Annotated in this window: 13 protein-coding genes, 1 pseudogene and 1 riboswitch; of the genes and pseudogenes, 9 read left to right on the top strand and 5 right to left on the bottom strand. The window is 60.6% G+C overall.

The annotated features are described in order from the left end of the window. The first annotated feature begins 96 nt into the window (after positions 1-96). Together ligB and Q7F16_RS11235 are read left to right on the top strand one after the other, a co-directional pair. Entirely contained in the window at positions 97-1,770 is a 1,674-nt protein-coding gene (ligB, locus tag Q7F16_RS11240; protein WP_046063267.1) for an NAD-dependent DNA ligase LigB, read from the top strand. A 90-nt stretch (positions 1,771-1,860) separates the two neighbouring features. Continuing rightward, positions 1,861-2,256, top strand: a complete 396-nt coding sequence (locus tag Q7F16_RS11235; RefSeq protein ID WP_014340631.1) for a DUF1090 domain-containing protein — start codon at positions 1,861-1,863, stop codon at positions 2,254-2,256. A gap of 85 nt (positions 2,257-2,341) precedes the next feature. On the opposite strand, the gene Q7F16_RS11230 is transcribed toward Q7F16_RS11235, so the two are convergent. After that, positions 2,342-2,791: a c-type cytochrome gene (locus tag Q7F16_RS11230; RefSeq protein WP_046063265.1), complete on the bottom strand. Its 450-nt coding sequence runs from the start codon at positions 2,789-2,791 to the stop codon at positions 2,342-2,344. A gap of 125 nt (positions 2,792-2,916) precedes the next feature. On the opposite strand from Q7F16_RS11230, the gene mltA reads away from it, so the two are divergent. Next, the gene (gene mltA, locus Q7F16_RS11225; protein WP_046063264.1) at positions 2,917-4,104 is read left to right on the top strand and encodes a murein transglycosylase A; all 1,188 of its coding nucleotides are present in this window, start codon (positions 2,917-2,919) and stop codon (positions 4,102-4,104) included. A 133-nt stretch (positions 4,105-4,237) separates the two neighbouring features. On the opposite strand, the gene Q7F16_RS11220 is transcribed toward mltA, so the two are convergent. Together Q7F16_RS11220 and Q7F16_RS11215 are read right to left on the bottom strand one after the other, a co-directional pair. After that, a complete protein-coding gene (locus tag Q7F16_RS11220) occupies positions 4,238-4,621 on the bottom strand; it encodes an MAPEG family protein (protein WP_014340634.1) in 384 nt (127 codons plus the stop codon). Positions 4,622-4,673: 52 nt separating this feature from the next. Then, complete coding sequence (locus Q7F16_RS11215) at positions 4,674-5,507, bottom strand: EamA family transporter (RefSeq protein WP_046063263.1); 834 nt, start codon at positions 5,505-5,507, stop codon at positions 4,674-4,676. A 195-nt stretch (positions 5,508-5,702) separates the two neighbouring features. On the opposite strand from Q7F16_RS11215, the gene Q7F16_RS11210 reads away from it, so the two are divergent. Further along, on the top strand, positions 5,703-6,863 hold the full coding sequence (locus Q7F16_RS11210) for an MFS transporter (protein WP_409555794.1): 1,161 nt from the start codon (positions 5,703-5,705) through the stop codon (positions 6,861-6,863). 405 nt (positions 6,864-7,268) lie between these two features. Continuing rightward, entirely contained in the window at positions 7,269-9,032 is a 1,764-nt protein-coding gene (locus Q7F16_RS11205) for a patatin-like phospholipase family protein (protein ID WP_409555793.1), read from the top strand. A 38-nt stretch (positions 9,033-9,070) separates the two neighbouring features. On the opposite strand, the gene Q7F16_RS11200 is transcribed toward Q7F16_RS11205, so the two are convergent. Continuing rightward, the gene (locus Q7F16_RS11200) at positions 9,071-9,952 is read right to left on the bottom strand and encodes a formate/nitrite transporter family protein (RefSeq protein ID WP_046063261.1); all 882 of its coding nucleotides are present in this window, start codon (positions 9,950-9,952) and stop codon (positions 9,071-9,073) included. Between the two features lie 117 nt (positions 9,953-10,069). Then, positions 10,070-10,471 carry an acyl-CoA thioesterase gene (locus tag Q7F16_RS11195; RefSeq protein ID WP_014340639.1) on the bottom strand — a complete coding sequence of 134 codons (402 nt, stop codon included), beginning with the start codon at positions 10,469-10,471 and terminating at the stop codon, positions 10,070-10,072. A 189-nt stretch (positions 10,472-10,660) separates the two neighbouring features. After that, a riboswitch (S-adenosyl-L-homocysteine riboswitch) is annotated at positions 10,661-10,767 on the top strand. Positions 10,768-10,790: 23 nt separating this feature from the next. On the opposite strand from Q7F16_RS11195, the gene ahcY reads away from it, so the two are divergent. The 4 genes and pseudogenes from ahcY to Q7F16_RS11175 all read left to right on the top strand — a co-directional run. Further along, positions 10,791-12,200 carry an adenosylhomocysteinase gene (ahcY, locus tag Q7F16_RS11190; RefSeq protein WP_014340640.1) on the top strand — a complete coding sequence of 470 codons (1,410 nt, stop codon included), beginning with the start codon at positions 10,791-10,793 and terminating at the stop codon, positions 12,198-12,200. Positions 12,201-12,384: 184 nt separating this feature from the next. Beyond that, a complete protein-coding gene (gene metF, locus Q7F16_RS11185) occupies positions 12,385-13,230 on the top strand; it encodes a methylenetetrahydrofolate reductase [NAD(P)H] (RefSeq protein ID WP_046063260.1) in 846 nt (281 codons plus the stop codon). A gap of 83 nt (positions 13,231-13,313) precedes the next feature. Further along, complete coding sequence (locus tag Q7F16_RS11180) at positions 13,314-14,396, top strand: hypothetical protein (RefSeq protein ID WP_046063259.1); 1,083 nt, start codon at positions 13,314-13,316, stop codon at positions 14,394-14,396. Between the two features lie 89 nt (positions 14,397-14,485). After that, positions 14,486-15,296: pseudogene (locus tag Q7F16_RS11175) on the top strand (substrate-binding periplasmic protein); the annotation flags it as partial. Positions 15,297-15,385: the final 89 nt, after the last annotated feature.

The raw sequence follows: 15,385 nt of genomic DNA, 5'->3' as shown, positions 1-15,385 counted from the left end.
TGCCACCAGGCCCCGCAAAATCCGGTAACGCTCCGGGCCTCGCAACTTCCGGGACGGTGACTAGCCTTCAGTGCTCAACCAAGCAAGGATGCTTCGATGCCACCGTTTTTGTATGCACTCGCCTGTCTTGTCTTCATTGTCACTCCTGCGATTGCCGCGCCCTGTCCCGACTGGCCCACTGAACGCGCCCGGACCGAGATCACCGCGCTGCAACAGCAAATCGACACCTGGGACGACAGTTATCACCGCCTCGGCCAATCGCTGGTGGCCGACGAATTGTATGATCAATCCCGCACACAGTTGGGCCAGTGGCGCCGCTGCTTCAACCTCGCAGCGCCCGACGATCCGCTGCGCTCAACGGGCGGGAAGGTACCGCACCCCGTGGTCCATACCGGCCTGGAAAAGCTGAAGGACGCCGACGCCGTGGGGGCCTGGCTGCACGGTCGGGAGGACGTCTGGGCCCAGCCGAAAGTCGACGGCGTGGCGGTAACCCTGGTCTATCGCAAGGGTCGCCTGCATCAGGCAATCAGCCGTGGCGATGGCGTCCTCGGACATGACTGGACCACCAATGCGCGCAAGATCGGCGCCATCCCGCAACAACTGCGCCAGCCCGTAGACCTGGTCGTCCAGGGCGAGTTGTACTGGCGCCTGGAGGCACATATCCAAGCCAGCAGCGGCAGCGTGAACGCCCGCGGGACCATGGCAGGCTTGATGGCACGCAGCAATTTGACGGTGCACGATGGGGTGTATATCGGCCTGTTTGTCTGGGACTGGCCGGAAGGGCCGGAGACCCTGCCCGAGCGAATGGCCGCGCTGGACGCGTTGGGCTTCGCTGACACCCTCGACTACAGCCAACCTGTGCGGACATTGGTCGATGCCGAGCAGTGGCGCGATCACTGGTACCGCACACCGCTGCCATTCGCCAGCGACGGGATCGTCCTGCACCAGAGCCGCCGCCCACCCGCCGACCGCTGGCAGGCCAGGGCGCCATTCTGGAGCGTGGCCTGGAAATACCCGTATGCCCAGGCGCTGGCCGAAGTGCGCAAAGTGCACTTCAAGGTCGGGCGTACCGGGCGCATCACTCCTGTATTGGAGCTTGAACGCATCCGGCTCGACGACCGGTGGATTCGCCGGGTAAGTGTCAGTTCCCTCAAGCGTTGGGAGGAGATGGACATTCGCCCCGGCGACCGGGTCGCTATCAGTCTGGCCGGGCTGACCATCCCGCGGCTCGACAGCGTTGTGCTGCGCAGCGTCGAGCGGCAGGACCTCAACGTCCCTGCGGCAAGCGATCATCACTTCCTGAGTTGCTGGCAAGCGACGCCCGGCTGTGAAAGCCAGTTCCTCGCACGCCTGAACTGGCTCAGCGGCAAGCACGGGCTCGCCCTGCCCCATGTCGGCCCCGGCACCTGGGAAAAACTCCTGGCTGCCGGTCGACTCCACGGATTGCTGGATTGGTTGACCCTTGATGCCGCCGAGCTTGCTAACATTGACGGCTTCGGCGAACGCAGTAGCAACCGCCTGCTCGCCAGCCTGGACAGCGCCCGGCAACGCCCTTTCGGGCAATGGCTCAAGGCCCTGGGCCTGCCGCCCGCTGGTGAGGCCCGGCTGGAAGGGCCGTGGCAGGTGCTGGCCGAGCGCAATACTGAACAATGGCAAGCCGAGGCCGGCATCGGACCGGGACGCGCCGCGCAACTGAGCGCATTTTTTCGCGACCCGCAGGTGCTGGCCTTGAGTGACGAACTACGCTCCGCCGGGGTCGACGGTTTTTAATCCGGGCCCTGTGTGGTTGAACCCAAGGGGCAAGCATGCGTTCCAACAGCGCATCTGTACCGACCGCTCGCGATTTTTTACGGAGTTGCTATGAATTTCCTGTCCCCCGTTGCCCTGCTGGTTTTATGCAGCGCCATGGCCGCCCCTTTGATGGCGGACGAGCAAACCCCCGAGCTCACTGGCTGCGCGGCCAAGCGCCAGGGCATCATCAACCAGATCGAACTGGCCAAGTCCCGTGGCAACCAGGACCAGCAGGCAGGCCTGGAAACCGCGTTGAGTGAAGTCACCAGCCATTGCACCGATGCATCCCTGCGCAAGGAGCGTGAAAACAAGGTGCTTGATGCCAAGCACGAGGTCAGCCGGCGTCAGGCCGACCTGGAAAAGGCCATGAAGAAAGGCGACGCCGAGCGGATCAACAAACGCAAGGACAAGCTGGCGGCCTCCCGCAAGGAACTGCAGGAAGCGGTGGATGAGTTGGATAAGTGAACATTGAAAAGATCGCGGGCTCCTACAGGTTGAATGCGACCCCCTGTAATTGGAGCTGGCGAAGCCTGCGATCTTTCAAGACATGTCAATGATCCCGAAACTCCTTGTGACAGGCACTGCACGCATCCTCGACCTTTTGCACCGCCGGCCCCAAGTAACTGGCCTTGTAGGGTTGGATGTTGCTGGCAATCACCAACTCACCGGTAGCGGCTTCAAGGTTGCGGGCCAGCTCCTGGAAACGCGCCTGCTTTTGCCAGACATCATCCAGGGCGCTGGTGTGGTCTTGTTCGCGCACCTGCGGGAAGTGTTTCCACGGTTCATGGGAGAGTTGATCCAGTTGCGTCGCTCCCTCGGCGAATCGTGCGCCATCGAACGGGACTCGACCGCGCAACATGCCGCCCAACTCTTCGTTGGTCTTGAGCATCTGCTTGAAGATCGCCTTGCGCTGGCCAAGGGGAGAATTGGGATCGACGCCGCCACAGGCGGACAACATCAGGCAGGCCAGCACGGCCATGGAAAATCGTTTTACAAACATCTTGGCCTCGGGACAGGAAACGGCAGTTAGTATCCTCGGGTCATCGGTAAAGACCAATGCCCCTATCAACAATACGGGTTGTTCGAGCGCCTGACAGCGTCCGGATGACTGCAAAGGAAATCTTCATGAACAGCCGCATCAAGACCTGGCACAAAGGCCTGGCATTGACCCTACCGCTGATCGCACTGTTGGCCGGTTGTAATCGCGGCGAAAAGGTCGAGGCACCTCAGACCCACGCCCTCGCCACCTATGTCAGCGCACCATGGGAGGCGCTGCCGTCGGTGTCCGATGAAGACCTGCTGGCCGGTTTCGGCTCCTGGCGCAGTGCCTGCACCCGGCTCAAGGCCGATGCGACCTGGGGCCCGACCTGCGCGGCAGCGGCCAATGTGCCGCAAACCCCACAGGATGTACGCAACTTCCTGAAACAGAACCTGGACGTCTATGGCCTGCGCTCGGGGGACAACAGCCCCAACGGCCTGATTACCGGTTACTACGAGCCGGTCTACCCCGGCAGCCTCACCCAGACCGCCACGGCGAATATCCCGGTCTACGGTGTGCCGGAGGACATGATCATTGTGTCGCTGGACAGCATTTATCCTGAGCTCAAGGGCAAACGCCTGCGTGGCCGCCTCGAAGGCCGGGTGCTCAAGCCATACGACGACGCGGCCACCATCGAAACCAACGGGGTGAAGGCGCCGGTCATCGCCTGGCTGACCGACCCCATGAACCTGCAGTTCCTGCAAATCCAGGGTTCGGGGCGTATCCGACTCGCCGATGGCCGCCAACTGCGCATCGGTTATGCCGACCAGAACGGCCACCCTTACCGCCCCATCGGGCGCTGGCTGGTTGAACAGGGCGAGCTGAAGAAAGAAGACGTGACCATGGGCACCATCAGTGCCTGGGCCAAGGCCAACCCGAACCGTATTCCCGAATTGCTGGGCAGCAACCCCAGCTACGTGTTCTTCAACCGTAACCCCGACAGCAACGAAGGCCCGCGAGGCTCGCTGAATGTTCCGCTGACCGCAGGCTACAGCGTGGCGGTGGACCGCAAGGTGATTCCGCTGGGCAGCCTGCTGTGGCTATCCACCACGCGCCCTGACGGCAGCACCTTGAACCGGCCCGTCGCCGCCCAGGACACCGGTGGTGCAATTGCCGGCGAAGTGCGGGCGGACCTGTTCTGGGGCACGGGCGAGGCGGCCGGACAACTGGCCGGGGACATGAAGCAACAGGGCCAGATCTGGATGCTCTGGCCCAAGGGCATGGCGTTGCCGCAAGTACCGCAGGTGGCGAATGCGGTTACCGCCAATCCCTAGGGTCCCAATCGCGAGCAAGCTCGCTCCCACATTGGATCGGTGTGTACACAAAATATGTATTCACTGAGATCAACTGTGGGAGCTAGCTTGCTCGCGATGAGGCCAGCAAAAACACCGAAACCCGAAACCAGGCTCAGACCGAAACAAAGAAGAAACTCAAGACCAACCCCACCCCCACGAACCACACCAGCGAACGCAGGATCGCCCAGTCCGCCAGATAGCAAATGATGTAGAGCAGGCGACTGGTGATGAACAGCACTGCCAGCACATTGATGGTCACCAGCTCGGCATTGCCGGCCAGGTGCGCGACGATCACGGCGGCGGCGAAAAACGGGCTGATTTCAAAGCTGTTCAGTTGCGCAGCGTAGGCGCGCCGGGGAGCACCTTCGAGTGAGTCGAGAAAATCCCGGGGGTCGTGGTTATCCCGCAACCGGTATCTGCCACCGGCCTTGGCGATCCCGACACACAGGTAAGGCAGGAGAAAGGCAATCAAAATACACCACAGGGCAACCGTCATTGACGCAGTTCCTTCTTTGAGTTTTATAGAAAATCGCGAGTCCAGACACCGGTCAGAACTTCATCACCAGCATGCCAACCAACACCAGCCCGCAGGCTAAGAGCCGCGGCAAGCCGAAAGGTTCTTTCAGGTAACGCATGCCGAACAGCACCACCAGGATCACGCTGATCTCCCGCAGCGCCGCCGCTTCGGCGATCGAGCCCAGTTGCATGGCCCACAGCACCAGAGCGTAGCTGAACAATACACAGAATCCGACTGCCAACCCCAACCACCACTGCTCACGCCAGAACCGCATGAAGGCCGGCCGCTTGCTCACCAGCGCCAGCAACGGGAAAGGCCAAGCACTGAGCAACGTGACCCAGACCAGGTAATCCAGCGGATGGGGCCAACGCCGCAAGGCGTGGCCGTCGATAAAGGTGTAGCAACCGATGCACAGGCCGATCAGCGCCACCACCGGCAACATCGACCAGGGCAGCCGCTCGCCACCACCGCCCTGCCACAACAGGCAAAGCATGCCGAACGGAATCAGCAAAATGCCGATGACCTGCTGGGTCGTCAGCGCCTCACCGGCAAAAATAAACGTCAGGGCCAGCACCACCAGCGGTGACAGGCCACGCATCAGCGGATAGACCAGCCCCAGGTCACCGACCCGATACGCCTGGATCAGCAAATAGCGATAGAGCAGCTCGAACGCCGCCGACGCGAGGATCCACGGCCATATATCCAACGGCGGCAAGGCCACGAAACCCAGTGCCAACGCGACGAACAGCAACGCGACGCTGTCCATGCACGCCACCACCAGCAAACGCTCGCCACTGAACTTGATCAGCGTATTCCACGCCGCATGCAACAGCGCCGCGACCAACACCAAGGCCGTTGCAAGCACGGCACGCTCCTTATTTCATCCAGAGAATTGATTCGCCATCCATCAGCAGCCGTTTATACTGCAAGCCGACCACGCCGCACTCAGTTGCGCATACACCTATTCCAATAATCTCGCTGTTGTCCCGTTCACTCGAATGGGGTGCCGGCATGCGTATGCCTGATCAGAGCGTCAAGACTACAGACAGAGACCTTGCGCATGCCACTCGCCTTGCTTGCTTTGGCCGTCGCCGCCTTCGGCATCGGCACGACTGAATTCGTCATCATGGGCCTGTTGCCCGATGTCGCCCGTGACCTGGCCGTGAGCATCCCCCAGGCCGGGCTGCTGATCACTGGCTACGCCCTGGGCGTGGTCTTTGGCGCGCCGATCCTGGCGATTGGCACCGCCAACATGCCGCGCAAGGCCACGCTGCTGGGCATGACCCTGATGTTCATCCTCGGCAACGTGCTCTGCGCCCTGGCGCCGAACTACGCCACGCTGATGGCCGCCCGGGTCATTACTGCGCTGTGCCACGGAGCGTTCTTTGGCATCGGTTCGGTGGTGGCGGCCGGGCTGGTGGCGCCCAACAAACGGGCCCAGGCGATTGCCATGATGTTCACCGGCCTGACCCTGGCAAACGTGCTGGGCGTGCCGCTGGGCACGGCTTTGGGGCAATACGCCGGGTGGCGTTCGACGTTCTGGGCGGTATCGGTGATCGGCGTGATCGCCGCCATCGCCCAATGGGTCTGGCTGCCCAAGGAGATCCCCATGGAGAGGGCCAACCTGGCCAGCGAGTTCAAGGTGCTGGGCAAGGTCAACGTGTTGCTCGCCTTGGGCATGAGCGTACTGGCCTCCACCAGTTTGTTCAGCGTGTTCACCTACATCGCGCCAATCCTGCAGGACATCACCGGTGTCAGCCCCCACGGCATCACCGTCATGCTGCTGTTGTTCGGTGTCGGCCTGACGGCGGGCAGTTTCCTCGGCGGACGCCTGGCGGACCGGCGCCTGCTGCCTGCGCTGATGGCCATGGCCCTGGCCGTGGTGCTGGTGCTGGCCGCGTTCAGCCAGACCAGTCGGTCGGTGATTCCGGCGGCAATCACCCTGGTGCTGTGGGGCATCTTCGCCTTCGCCCTGTGCCCGATCCTGCAACTGCTGATCATCGACCAGGCCTTTGAGGCGCCGAACCTCGGCTCGACCCTGAACCAGAGTGCCTTCAACCTCGGCAACGCAGCCGGGGCGTGGATTGGTGGGTTGGTCGTCGCCAGTGGTGCCGACCTGGCGGATTTGCCGTGGACCGGAGCATTCGTCGGCGGCCTCACGGTATTGACCGCCCTGTTCTTTATCCAACGACAACGACGTGCGGCGGCAGTCACTGTTTGATGGCCTGAGAAATCGGCCCTGCCTGTGAGCGAATAAGCGACGCTTTCAGTAAGACTTTGTCCCCATCCGCGCGGGTTGTTTTTACCTGTCGTCCAGAAGCCTTGTTCCAGGGCGCTTTCATTGAAATCCGCCGGATGCTGTTTGCAGCCGGCGGATGTTTTTCCAGTTGAGTCGAAATGCAATCAGCCTGCAGATTTTGCTTAGAGTTCGGTCCCCCACAGGTACAACGAACGAACCAGAATGCCAACCCTAATCTCGCGACAAACCCTTCCCCATTGCTCTTTTGAGAACACTTACCAGATCACAAAACAAGCAAACACTGAACATCCCAACCCATTGGTATGCGGTGTGACAGACCGGTCGATATCCATGGTTCGATATGGTGACGCTAGTGTCAAAGTCACCATGAATCGTCCCCCCATTACAGACCTGATCCTGAGTGGCGGTGGCGCCAAGGGGGTGGCTTATTCTGGGTTCGTCGACACACTCGAAACCACCGGTGCCATGGACCTTATCCGGACGATTTCTGGCTCCTCCGCAGGCGCCATATCGGCCGCTTTGCTCGCCAGCGGCATGAATCATGCGGGCTTCGACAGGATCTCTGACGACATTTCCCTCGTTTCCTTGCTCAACAGCACCGATCCTGACGCTTCGAAAAAGCAGGACGGGTGGTCGAAGCTGGGCGAGAAACTGAAAAAACTTCCGCTGGCACAATTGCTGTGTGATTTGCTGCCACGCCTGGGCTCCAAGGGGATGCCACTGGAGGAGCTGATCAGGAAAGAATCCTGCGCGGCACTTTTGCAGCGTTGCGCCGAAGCAGAGGCGACACTTTCCGGGGAGGCCCGACAGGTCGTTGACAATGTACAAGAGAAAGGATTGGTCACCTTTGCCGACCTGGCGGTCCTGAGCAAGGAAATCCCGCAGATCAAGACAGTGGAAATCACCGGCACCGCCATGTTCGAGGACGGGGCGCAATTGGTGGTCTTCAGCGCAGACCTGACCCCTGATATGGACATTGCCGTGGCAGCCCACATCTCCGCGTCGCTGCCGATCGTCTTCAGCAAACCGACCCAGCAAGGGCTGCCATTCCAACAGAACGACGAGAAACGCATTGAAACCACGGCATTTGCCGATGGCGGCATCCTGAACAACACGCCGATACCTGACCTCTACAACCCGATCACGTCCATGAGCCCGATCCCGGACAGGGAGAGCTTGATCCTGATATTCGAGGCTGAAGAGTCCACTCAGAAAAACCAGCGAGGCACGGGAATATCGGCGTTGACCGACAAATTCCTCAAGGCGCCTCATACGGCTCTTTCTGCGCTGAATACCGAAGAAATGAAACGCTTTGCCGACCAGATCGTCATCGTGCCGCTGAACACCAAAGAAGGCGATTACCGTGGCCTGTTGAGTGGAACAGTCAATTTCGGCATGCACAAGGACATCAAAAATCATCTCCAGGTCGAACTGAGCAAGACTGTTCGAACCCATCTGGACAAGCGTAATGCCACCCAGCAAACCTTCTGGTTTGCCTCGACCGAGGCCGCCCTGTTGGCGTTGGACGACAAAGCATTCGAGCAACTAAGCGCAAAACTGGAGAGCGACGAAGCCTGTGCCGAGGTGATTGCCTTCAGGCGCCAGGCACAACAGGCGCTGCCGCAATTGAAACAAGCGATCCAGGAAGCCAACAAAACGTTTACCGCGCTTGAACCCACCCCGCAGATGCATATGGCCATTTGGGCCCTCGACCAGCTGGCGGATCAGCCCGGCAAGCAGGAATGGTTGGCAAAACGCCTCAATCACGACAATGACCCGCACTTCGTGCAGTTCCTGCAGGCCGCCGCCCGCTGGGATAAAGGCGCATCCTCCGGGATCTCCGAGGTAACCCATCACGCCGTCGAGGAAATGAACCAGCGGGACATTGCCACGCGTATCGATAACGTCCTGCGGTACGTGCTGTATCCCTCACTCTTTCGTGGCGGCCAGCCCGGTTCAAACATCAAGCTGATCCAAGGTGCCATCCGGGAGCTGAAGGAGGCGCGCAGCCAAAAGGCGTTCAACGACGCACTTGAGCGGGTCATCGCGAACTACAGATCGCGCTACACGGGGATGCTTGGGCCCAAGTCGAAAACCCTTGAGGCACTGCACAACATGCAGTTCAAATAACCGCCACTCACGCCGGGAGCCTGGGATCAGGTTCCCGCCTACTCCGAGTCGATGCGCTGCGCTGTCTTATCCGAGTGCTTATCTTGGGGCTGGCCGACTTCGCTGCGGATCTGCGCGTGACTGATCAAGGCGAAGATGAAGCTCCCGCCGACGATATTGCCTGCCAACGTCGGCCCGGCGAACACCATCCAGAAATCCTCCCAGGACAACTGGCCGGCGAACACCAGGTACGACACTTCGGCCGAGCCGACGACGATGTGAGTGAAATCCCCGAGCGCCATGAGATAGGTGATCAGGATAATGATCCACATCTTGGCGCTTTCCATGGACGGGATCATCCAGACCATGGTGGCGATCATCCAGCCAGAGATGATGCCCTTGGCGAACATCTGGCCGGTGTCGTTTTCCATGACCTTGCGACCGATTTCCAGGAAAGCCTGGTCGGTGCGCTGATCGAAGATCGGCAGGTGCAACATGACGTAGGCCACCAGCAAGGTGCCGCACAGGTTACCCACCAGCACCACGCCCCAGAGCCGCAACAGCCGGCCGAAGTTGCCCAGCGTGGGCTTGCTCATGATCGGCAACACGGCGGTCAGGGTGTTTTCGGTGAACAACTGCTGGCGGGCCAGGATCACCGCGAGAAAGCCGGCGCAGTAACCGAAACTGGCAATCACCTTGAAGGCTTCGCCCTCCGGCAATCGGGCATTGAGCAGCCCCATCGCCATCAGCGACAGGCCCATGGTCAAACCCGCCGCCAGGGCCGACCACCAGAGCGCGGCGATACTGCGCTCCAGCTCCTGATTGCCCTGGGTGCGGATGATTTCGTGCAGCACCGCAGCTCGCGGTGGCTGGTTGCGGTCGACTTCGTGCTGTTCCTGAGCCGAAAGGTCAGGGGTCTTGCCTTCTTCATGAGTGTCCATACAGCTCCTGAACCCGTGGCGTGATGTACCTACGACACGCGGCGATCAGCGCTGTTCAGTGGCGACCTGGACATACATGTGGGAGCGAGCTTGCTCGCGATGGCAGCGCCGCCGATCTCACTTGACCACATCATCCTTGAACTGATCCTTGACGTATGTGATCTCGGTCCGTCCATGGGGCGCGGGCAAGCCGTCTTCGCCAAGGTTGACGAAGACCATCTTCTCCACGGTCAGGATGCTCTTGCGGGTGATTTTGTTGCGCACCTCGCAGGTCAGCGTGATGGAAGTACGGCCAAACTCGGTGGCGGTGATGCCCAGCTCGATGATGTCGCCCTGGCGCGAAGCGCTGACGAAATTGATTTCCGAGATGTACTTGGTGACCACGCGCTGGTTGCCGAGCTGGACGATGGCGTAGATCGCCGCCTCCTCGTCGATCCAGCGCAACAGACTGCCGCCGAACAGCGTGCCGTTGGGGTTGAGGTCTTCGGGCTTGACCCATTTGCGGGTGTGGAAATTCATGATCACTCCTGAGTGTCTGGCCGTTGGATCGCTGCATCATGGCAGACCGCACGGCCAGGCTCTACGTCGCGGCCCCTATAACGGTCATCGGCAATTTCGATTTGCCGACAGAAACCCTTTTGGAAGATCCGATTAGCCCGTTATAATCGCCACCGCTTTACCGGTCCACGCTTTGGACCGTCCCGCCACCTGTCCGAGGGGCGCTGCAGCAGGCTCGACCTGTCAGGCTCGGATGGGGCGTTGTTTGTACGGGGCTACCCGCACGGACACTAAACGCACAACGGCGCCCATTCGCATACATTACGAATGGAGGCTCTTCATGAGCGCTGTTATCACGCCTGCCGCTTTTACCGACTACAAAGTCGCCGACATGTCCCTGGCTGCCTGGGGCCGTCGCGAAATCATCATCGCCGAATCCGAAATGCCAGCCCTGATGGGCCTGCGCCGCAAGTACTCTGGCGAACAGCCATTGAAGGGCGCAAAAATCCTCGGCTGCATCCACATGACCATCCAGACCGCCGTGCTGATCGAAACCCTGGTTGCCCTGGGTGCCGAAGTGCGCTGGTCGTCCTGCAACATCTTCTCGACCCAGGACCAGGCCGCTGCCGCCATCGCCGCCGCCGGCATCCCGGTATTCGCCTGGAAAGGCGAGACCGAGCAAGAGTACGAGTGGTGCCTGGAGCAGACCATCCTCAAGGATGGCCAGCCGTGGGACACCAACATGATCCTCGACGACGGCGGCGACCTGACCGAGTTGCTGCACAAGAAGTACGCAGCCGTGCTGGAAAACGTCCACGGCGTGACCGAAGAGACCACCACTGGCGTGCACCGCCTGCTGGACATGCTGGCCAAGGGCGAACTGAAGATCCCGGCCATCAACGTCAACGACTCGGTGACCAAGAGCAAGAACGACAACAAGTACGGCTGCCGTCACAGCCTCAACGACGCCATCAAGCGCGGCACCGACCACCTGTTGTCTGGCAAGCAGGCGCTGGTGATCGGCTACGGTGACGTGGGCAAGGGCTCGGCCCAGTCCCTGCGTCAGGAAGGCATGATCGTCAAGGTCTCCGAAGTCGATCCGATCTGCGCCATGCAGGCTTGCATGGACGGTTTCGAACTGGTTTCGCCGTTCATCGACGGGATCAACGACGGCACCGAGGGCAGCATCGACAAAGCCCTGCTGGGCAAGATCGACCTGATCGTGACCACCACCGGCAACGTCAATGTTTGCGATGCCAACATGCTCAAGGCCCTGAAGAAGCGCGCCGTGGTCTGCAACATCGGTCACTTCGACAATGAAATCGACACCGCTTTCATGCGCAAGAACTGGGCATGGGAAGAAGTGAAGCCGCAGGTCCACAAGGTGCACCGCACCGGCACTGGCAGCTTCGACCCACAAAACGACGACTACCTGATCCTGCTGGCCGAAGGCCGCCTGGTTAACCTGGGCAACGCCACTGGCCACCCAAGCCGCATCATGGATGGTTCGTTCGCCAACCAGGTCCTGGCCCAGATCTTCCTGTTCGGCCAGAAATACGCCGACCTGTCGCCGGCCCAGAAAGCCGAGCGCCTGACCGTGGAAGTACTGCCCAAGAAACTCGACGAAGAAGTGGCCCTGGAAATGGTCCGCGGTTTCGGCGGCGTGGTCACCCAGCTGACCAAGCAACAGGCTGACTACATCGGCGTCACCGTCGAAGGCCCGTTCAAGCCGCACGCTTACCGCTACTGATCGGCGCTGCTCCCCCTGCGGGAGCGGGCTCTCTTGTGGGAGCGAGCTTGCTCGCGATGCAGACACCTCGACTCAGCTGTCAGACCGAGGCGATGCCAATCGCGAGCAAGCTCGCTCCCACACAAGCCCGCCTCTCAAGGTCTGTGCAGGCTTCTCCGGCTTACGAGTTTCCAAGGATATGACCATGTCCCAAGACCGTCGCTACAGCTTCGAGTTCTTCCCGACAAAGACCGATGCTGGGCATGAAAAACTGATCGCCACTGCCCGTCAGTTGGCCAGCTACAACCCCGACTTCTTCTCCTGCACCTATGGCGCTGGCGGTTCTACCCGTGACCGCACCCTGAACACCGTGTTGCAGCTCGAAAGCGAAGTCAAAGTCCCGGCCGCCCCCCACCTGTCTTGCGTGGGCGACAGCAAGGACGATCTGCGCAGCCTGCTGACCCAGTACAAGGCCGCTGGCATCAAGCGCATCGTTGCCCTGCGCGGCGACCTGCCGTCAGGCATGGGCATGGCCAGCGGCGAGCTGCGCCACGCCAACGAACTGGTGAGCTTCATTCGTGAAGAAACCGGCGAGCATTTCCACATCGAAGTGGCTGCGTATCCGGAAATGCACCCCCAGGCGCGCAATTTCGAAGACGATCTGCGCAACTTCGTGCGCAAGGCCAACGCTGGCGCCAGCAGCGCGATCACCCAGTACTTCTTCAACGCCGACAGCTACTTCTACTTCGTCGAGCGCATACGCAAGTTGGGCGTCGACATTCCTGTGGTGCCGGGCATCATGCCGATCACCAACTACAGCAAGCTGGCGCGCTTCTCCGACGCGTGCGGTGCAGAGATCCCACGCTGGATCCGCAAGCAGCTGGAAGCCTACGGCGACGACTCCTCCAGCATCCAAAGCTTTGGCGAGGAAGTCATCACGCAAATGTGTGAGCGTTTGTTACAAGGTGGTGCACCGGGGCTGCATTTCTATACCCTTAACCAGGCCGAACCCAGCCTCGCGGTATGGAACAACCTCAAGCTGCCGCGCTGAATGACTTGATGCGGTGGTACAAAGAGGCCTTGGCGAACACCAAGGCCTTTTTTTAAGCAAGGAAATCCGGAGGATTGCAATAGATGCCTAATGGTCACAGGCTAACGACCCCACAACTCATTTACCTGGTCTACGGGGCCGAAACCTATCACCAGGAAGCGTTGTTCAGCATCGCCAGCGCGGTGGCGGGTCTGCGCAAGACGCCGGACGAAGCATTGGACATCCAGGTATTCACCGACAATCCTGCGCCGTACGAAGGGCTGCCGGTGCGTTTGCGCCCGTTGGACAACGAGACCCGCCAGGCCTGGATCGAACCCTACGGTTATCACTTCCGTGCCAAGCATGTGGTGATGCAGAAAGTCCTTGAAGAAGCCGAAGTGGCGCTGCTGATCGACACCGACACTTTTTTCCACTGCTCGCCCCTCGAACTGTTCCGCCGTGTGCAGCCTGGCACGCTGCTGTGCAACGCCTTCGGCATGAATTATGGCACCAACAAGGACGCTGGGCTGTACCTGACACTGGCCGACACGCTGCGTCAGCGACAATTGGCAGACGACGACATGCCCTTGTTGAACTCGGGGGTCATTGGCCTCAACTGCGCGGATGCGTCAGTCCTGGATCGCTCGATCGCCCTGATGGATGAACTGTATCCATTGGCGCAGGGTGCCTACACACTCGAAGAGTTCTGCCTTTCGGTGGCAGCCTATCGCTCGGTGCAGGTGCGCGAATGCCCGGATCTGATCCACCATTACTGGAGCCGCAAGCAACTGTTCCGCGCCAAGACCAAAGCCTGGCTCGACAAGCATCATGCCGCGCCGATTTGCCAACAGGCCCTGGATGAAACCGGCCAAGTCACCGCCACCCTGCCCCGGCCACCGACCTTCCAGCGCCTGGCCTACAAGTTCATCACCCTGGCGCTGCCCAGTCATAAACGCCAGTTCATGCGCGAGATCCTCTACGGCTGCTACCGCCACACCAACCAGTTCGATCAAGCCTGTGCCCCGGTCTGGTGGGAAAAAGCCCTGGAGAACGTCGAACACCGCCTGGAAAAGCCTTTGCAAGACCATGAGCTCAAACGTTGGCTCAATCATCCGCTGATTCGCCTGGTGCTGGGTGAGCGCCGCGAAGCCATCTATGAGCACCTGATGCAGGCAAAAGGCAATTAGTGGTCTGTGTGGTTAGTTCGTTAGTTGCCACTAGGGCGCAGGCCAGAGCGCTCTAGCTATTTGATGAGCTCTCGTCGTAACCTCAGGCCATGCCCGTCATTGTCCAGCTGCTGACCGCCCTTCTTCTCTTGTGCCTGAGCATGACTGCCCGGGCCGAGAAGTTGCGTATTGTCACCGAACCCTGGGCCCCGTACGTCTACGAAGAAAACGGCAAAGTGCTGGGCCTGGACTACGAAACCACGGCCATTGTGTTCAAGCGCCTGGGTATCGATGTGGAATGGCAGTTCCTGCCGTGGAAGCGCTGCCTGGCGATGCTGGAGCAAGGGTTGGCGGACGGTGCGCTGGACATTTTCCACAGCAATGAACGCGATTCCATGCTGCTTTACCCCAGCGAACCGCTGTCGGACGTGGAGTTCGTGATGTTCTATGCCAATGCCCGGCCCCACCCGTTTCGCACGCTCGATGACCTGGGCGGCCTGACCGTCGGCACCTCGCCCGGCTATCTGTACAGCCAGGCCTTCAGTGAGTCGACGCTGTTCACCCGTGAAACCGCGCCCACCCACGAAGCCAATTTCGGCAAGCTGCAACTGGGTCGGATCGACCTGCTCATCACCGACCGCAGGGTCGGCCGACATGTGCTCGAACAAATGCAGTTGGGCGACCAGATCACCGAAAACCCGATGGTCGTGAGCCGTCAAAGCCAGTATCTGGCGGTGCGGCGCAGTGCTGGGATGGATTTGCTGGTGCAACGCTTCAGCGCCGAACTCAAGCGCTTCAAGCGCGAACCGGCCTATGCCGAACTGAGCGCTCGCTACGGCGCCGGGCCGATTGCCAAGGTCACCTCACCCGGCCAGGTCAACGTTGAAATAAACCGTTGAGCAGCAGGAAAGCGGCGCGCGGCGTTTGCTCTGTTATACTCCGGCCTTCCCGCCAGGCTCACGCCCGGACGCCCGGTCTTGCAAAAGGCATCCCGACACCGCTACAGCGCC

The organism is Pseudomonas sp. Lb2C2 (genome assembly GCF_052112205.1).
GTDB lineage: Bacteria > Pseudomonadota > Gammaproteobacteria > Pseudomonadales > Pseudomonadaceae > Aquipseudomonas > Aquipseudomonas kilonensis.
Note: the sequence above shows the minus strand (reverse complement) of the source record. Positions and strands in the feature narration are given on the sequence as shown.

Coding starts and splice junctions, on each gene's coding strand:
- Q7F16_RS11235 (WP_014340631.1), top strand. CDS start 1,861: ATGAATTTCCTGTCCCCCGTTGCCCTGCTGGTTTTATGCAGCGCCATG.
- Q7F16_RS11200 (WP_046063261.1), bottom strand. CDS start 9,952: ATGGACACTCATGAAGAAGGCAAGACCCCTGACCTTTCGGCTCAGGAA.
- metF (WP_046063260.1), top strand. CDS start 12,385: ATGTCCCAAGACCGTCGCTACAGCTTCGAGTTCTTCCCGACAAAGACC.
- Q7F16_RS11180 (WP_046063259.1), top strand. CDS start 13,314: ATGCCTAATGGTCACAGGCTAACGACCCCACAACTCATTTACCTGGTC.
- ligB (WP_046063267.1), top strand. CDS start 97: ATGCCACCGTTTTTGTATGCACTCGCCTGTCTTGTCTTCATTGTCACT.
- Q7F16_RS11230 (WP_046063265.1), bottom strand. CDS start 2,791: ATGTTTGTAAAACGATTTTCCATGGCCGTGCTGGCCTGCCTGATGTTG.
- Q7F16_RS11195 (WP_014340639.1), bottom strand. CDS start 10,471: ATGAATTTCCACACCCGCAAATGGGTCAAGCCCGAAGACCTCAACCCC.
- ahcY (WP_014340640.1), top strand. CDS start 10,791: ATGAGCGCTGTTATCACGCCTGCCGCTTTTACCGACTACAAAGTCGCC.
- mltA (WP_046063264.1), top strand. CDS start 2,917: ATGAACAGCCGCATCAAGACCTGGCACAAAGGCCTGGCATTGACCCTA.
- Q7F16_RS11220 (WP_014340634.1), bottom strand. CDS start 4,621: ATGACGGTTGCCCTGTGGTGTATTTTGATTGCCTTTCTCCTGCCTTAC.
- Q7F16_RS11205 (WP_409555793.1), top strand. CDS start 7,269: ATGAATCGTCCCCCCATTACAGACCTGATCCTGAGTGGCGGTGGCGCC.
- Q7F16_RS11210 (WP_409555794.1), top strand. CDS start 5,703: ATGCCACTCGCCTTGCTTGCTTTGGCCGTCGCCGCCTTCGGCATCGGC.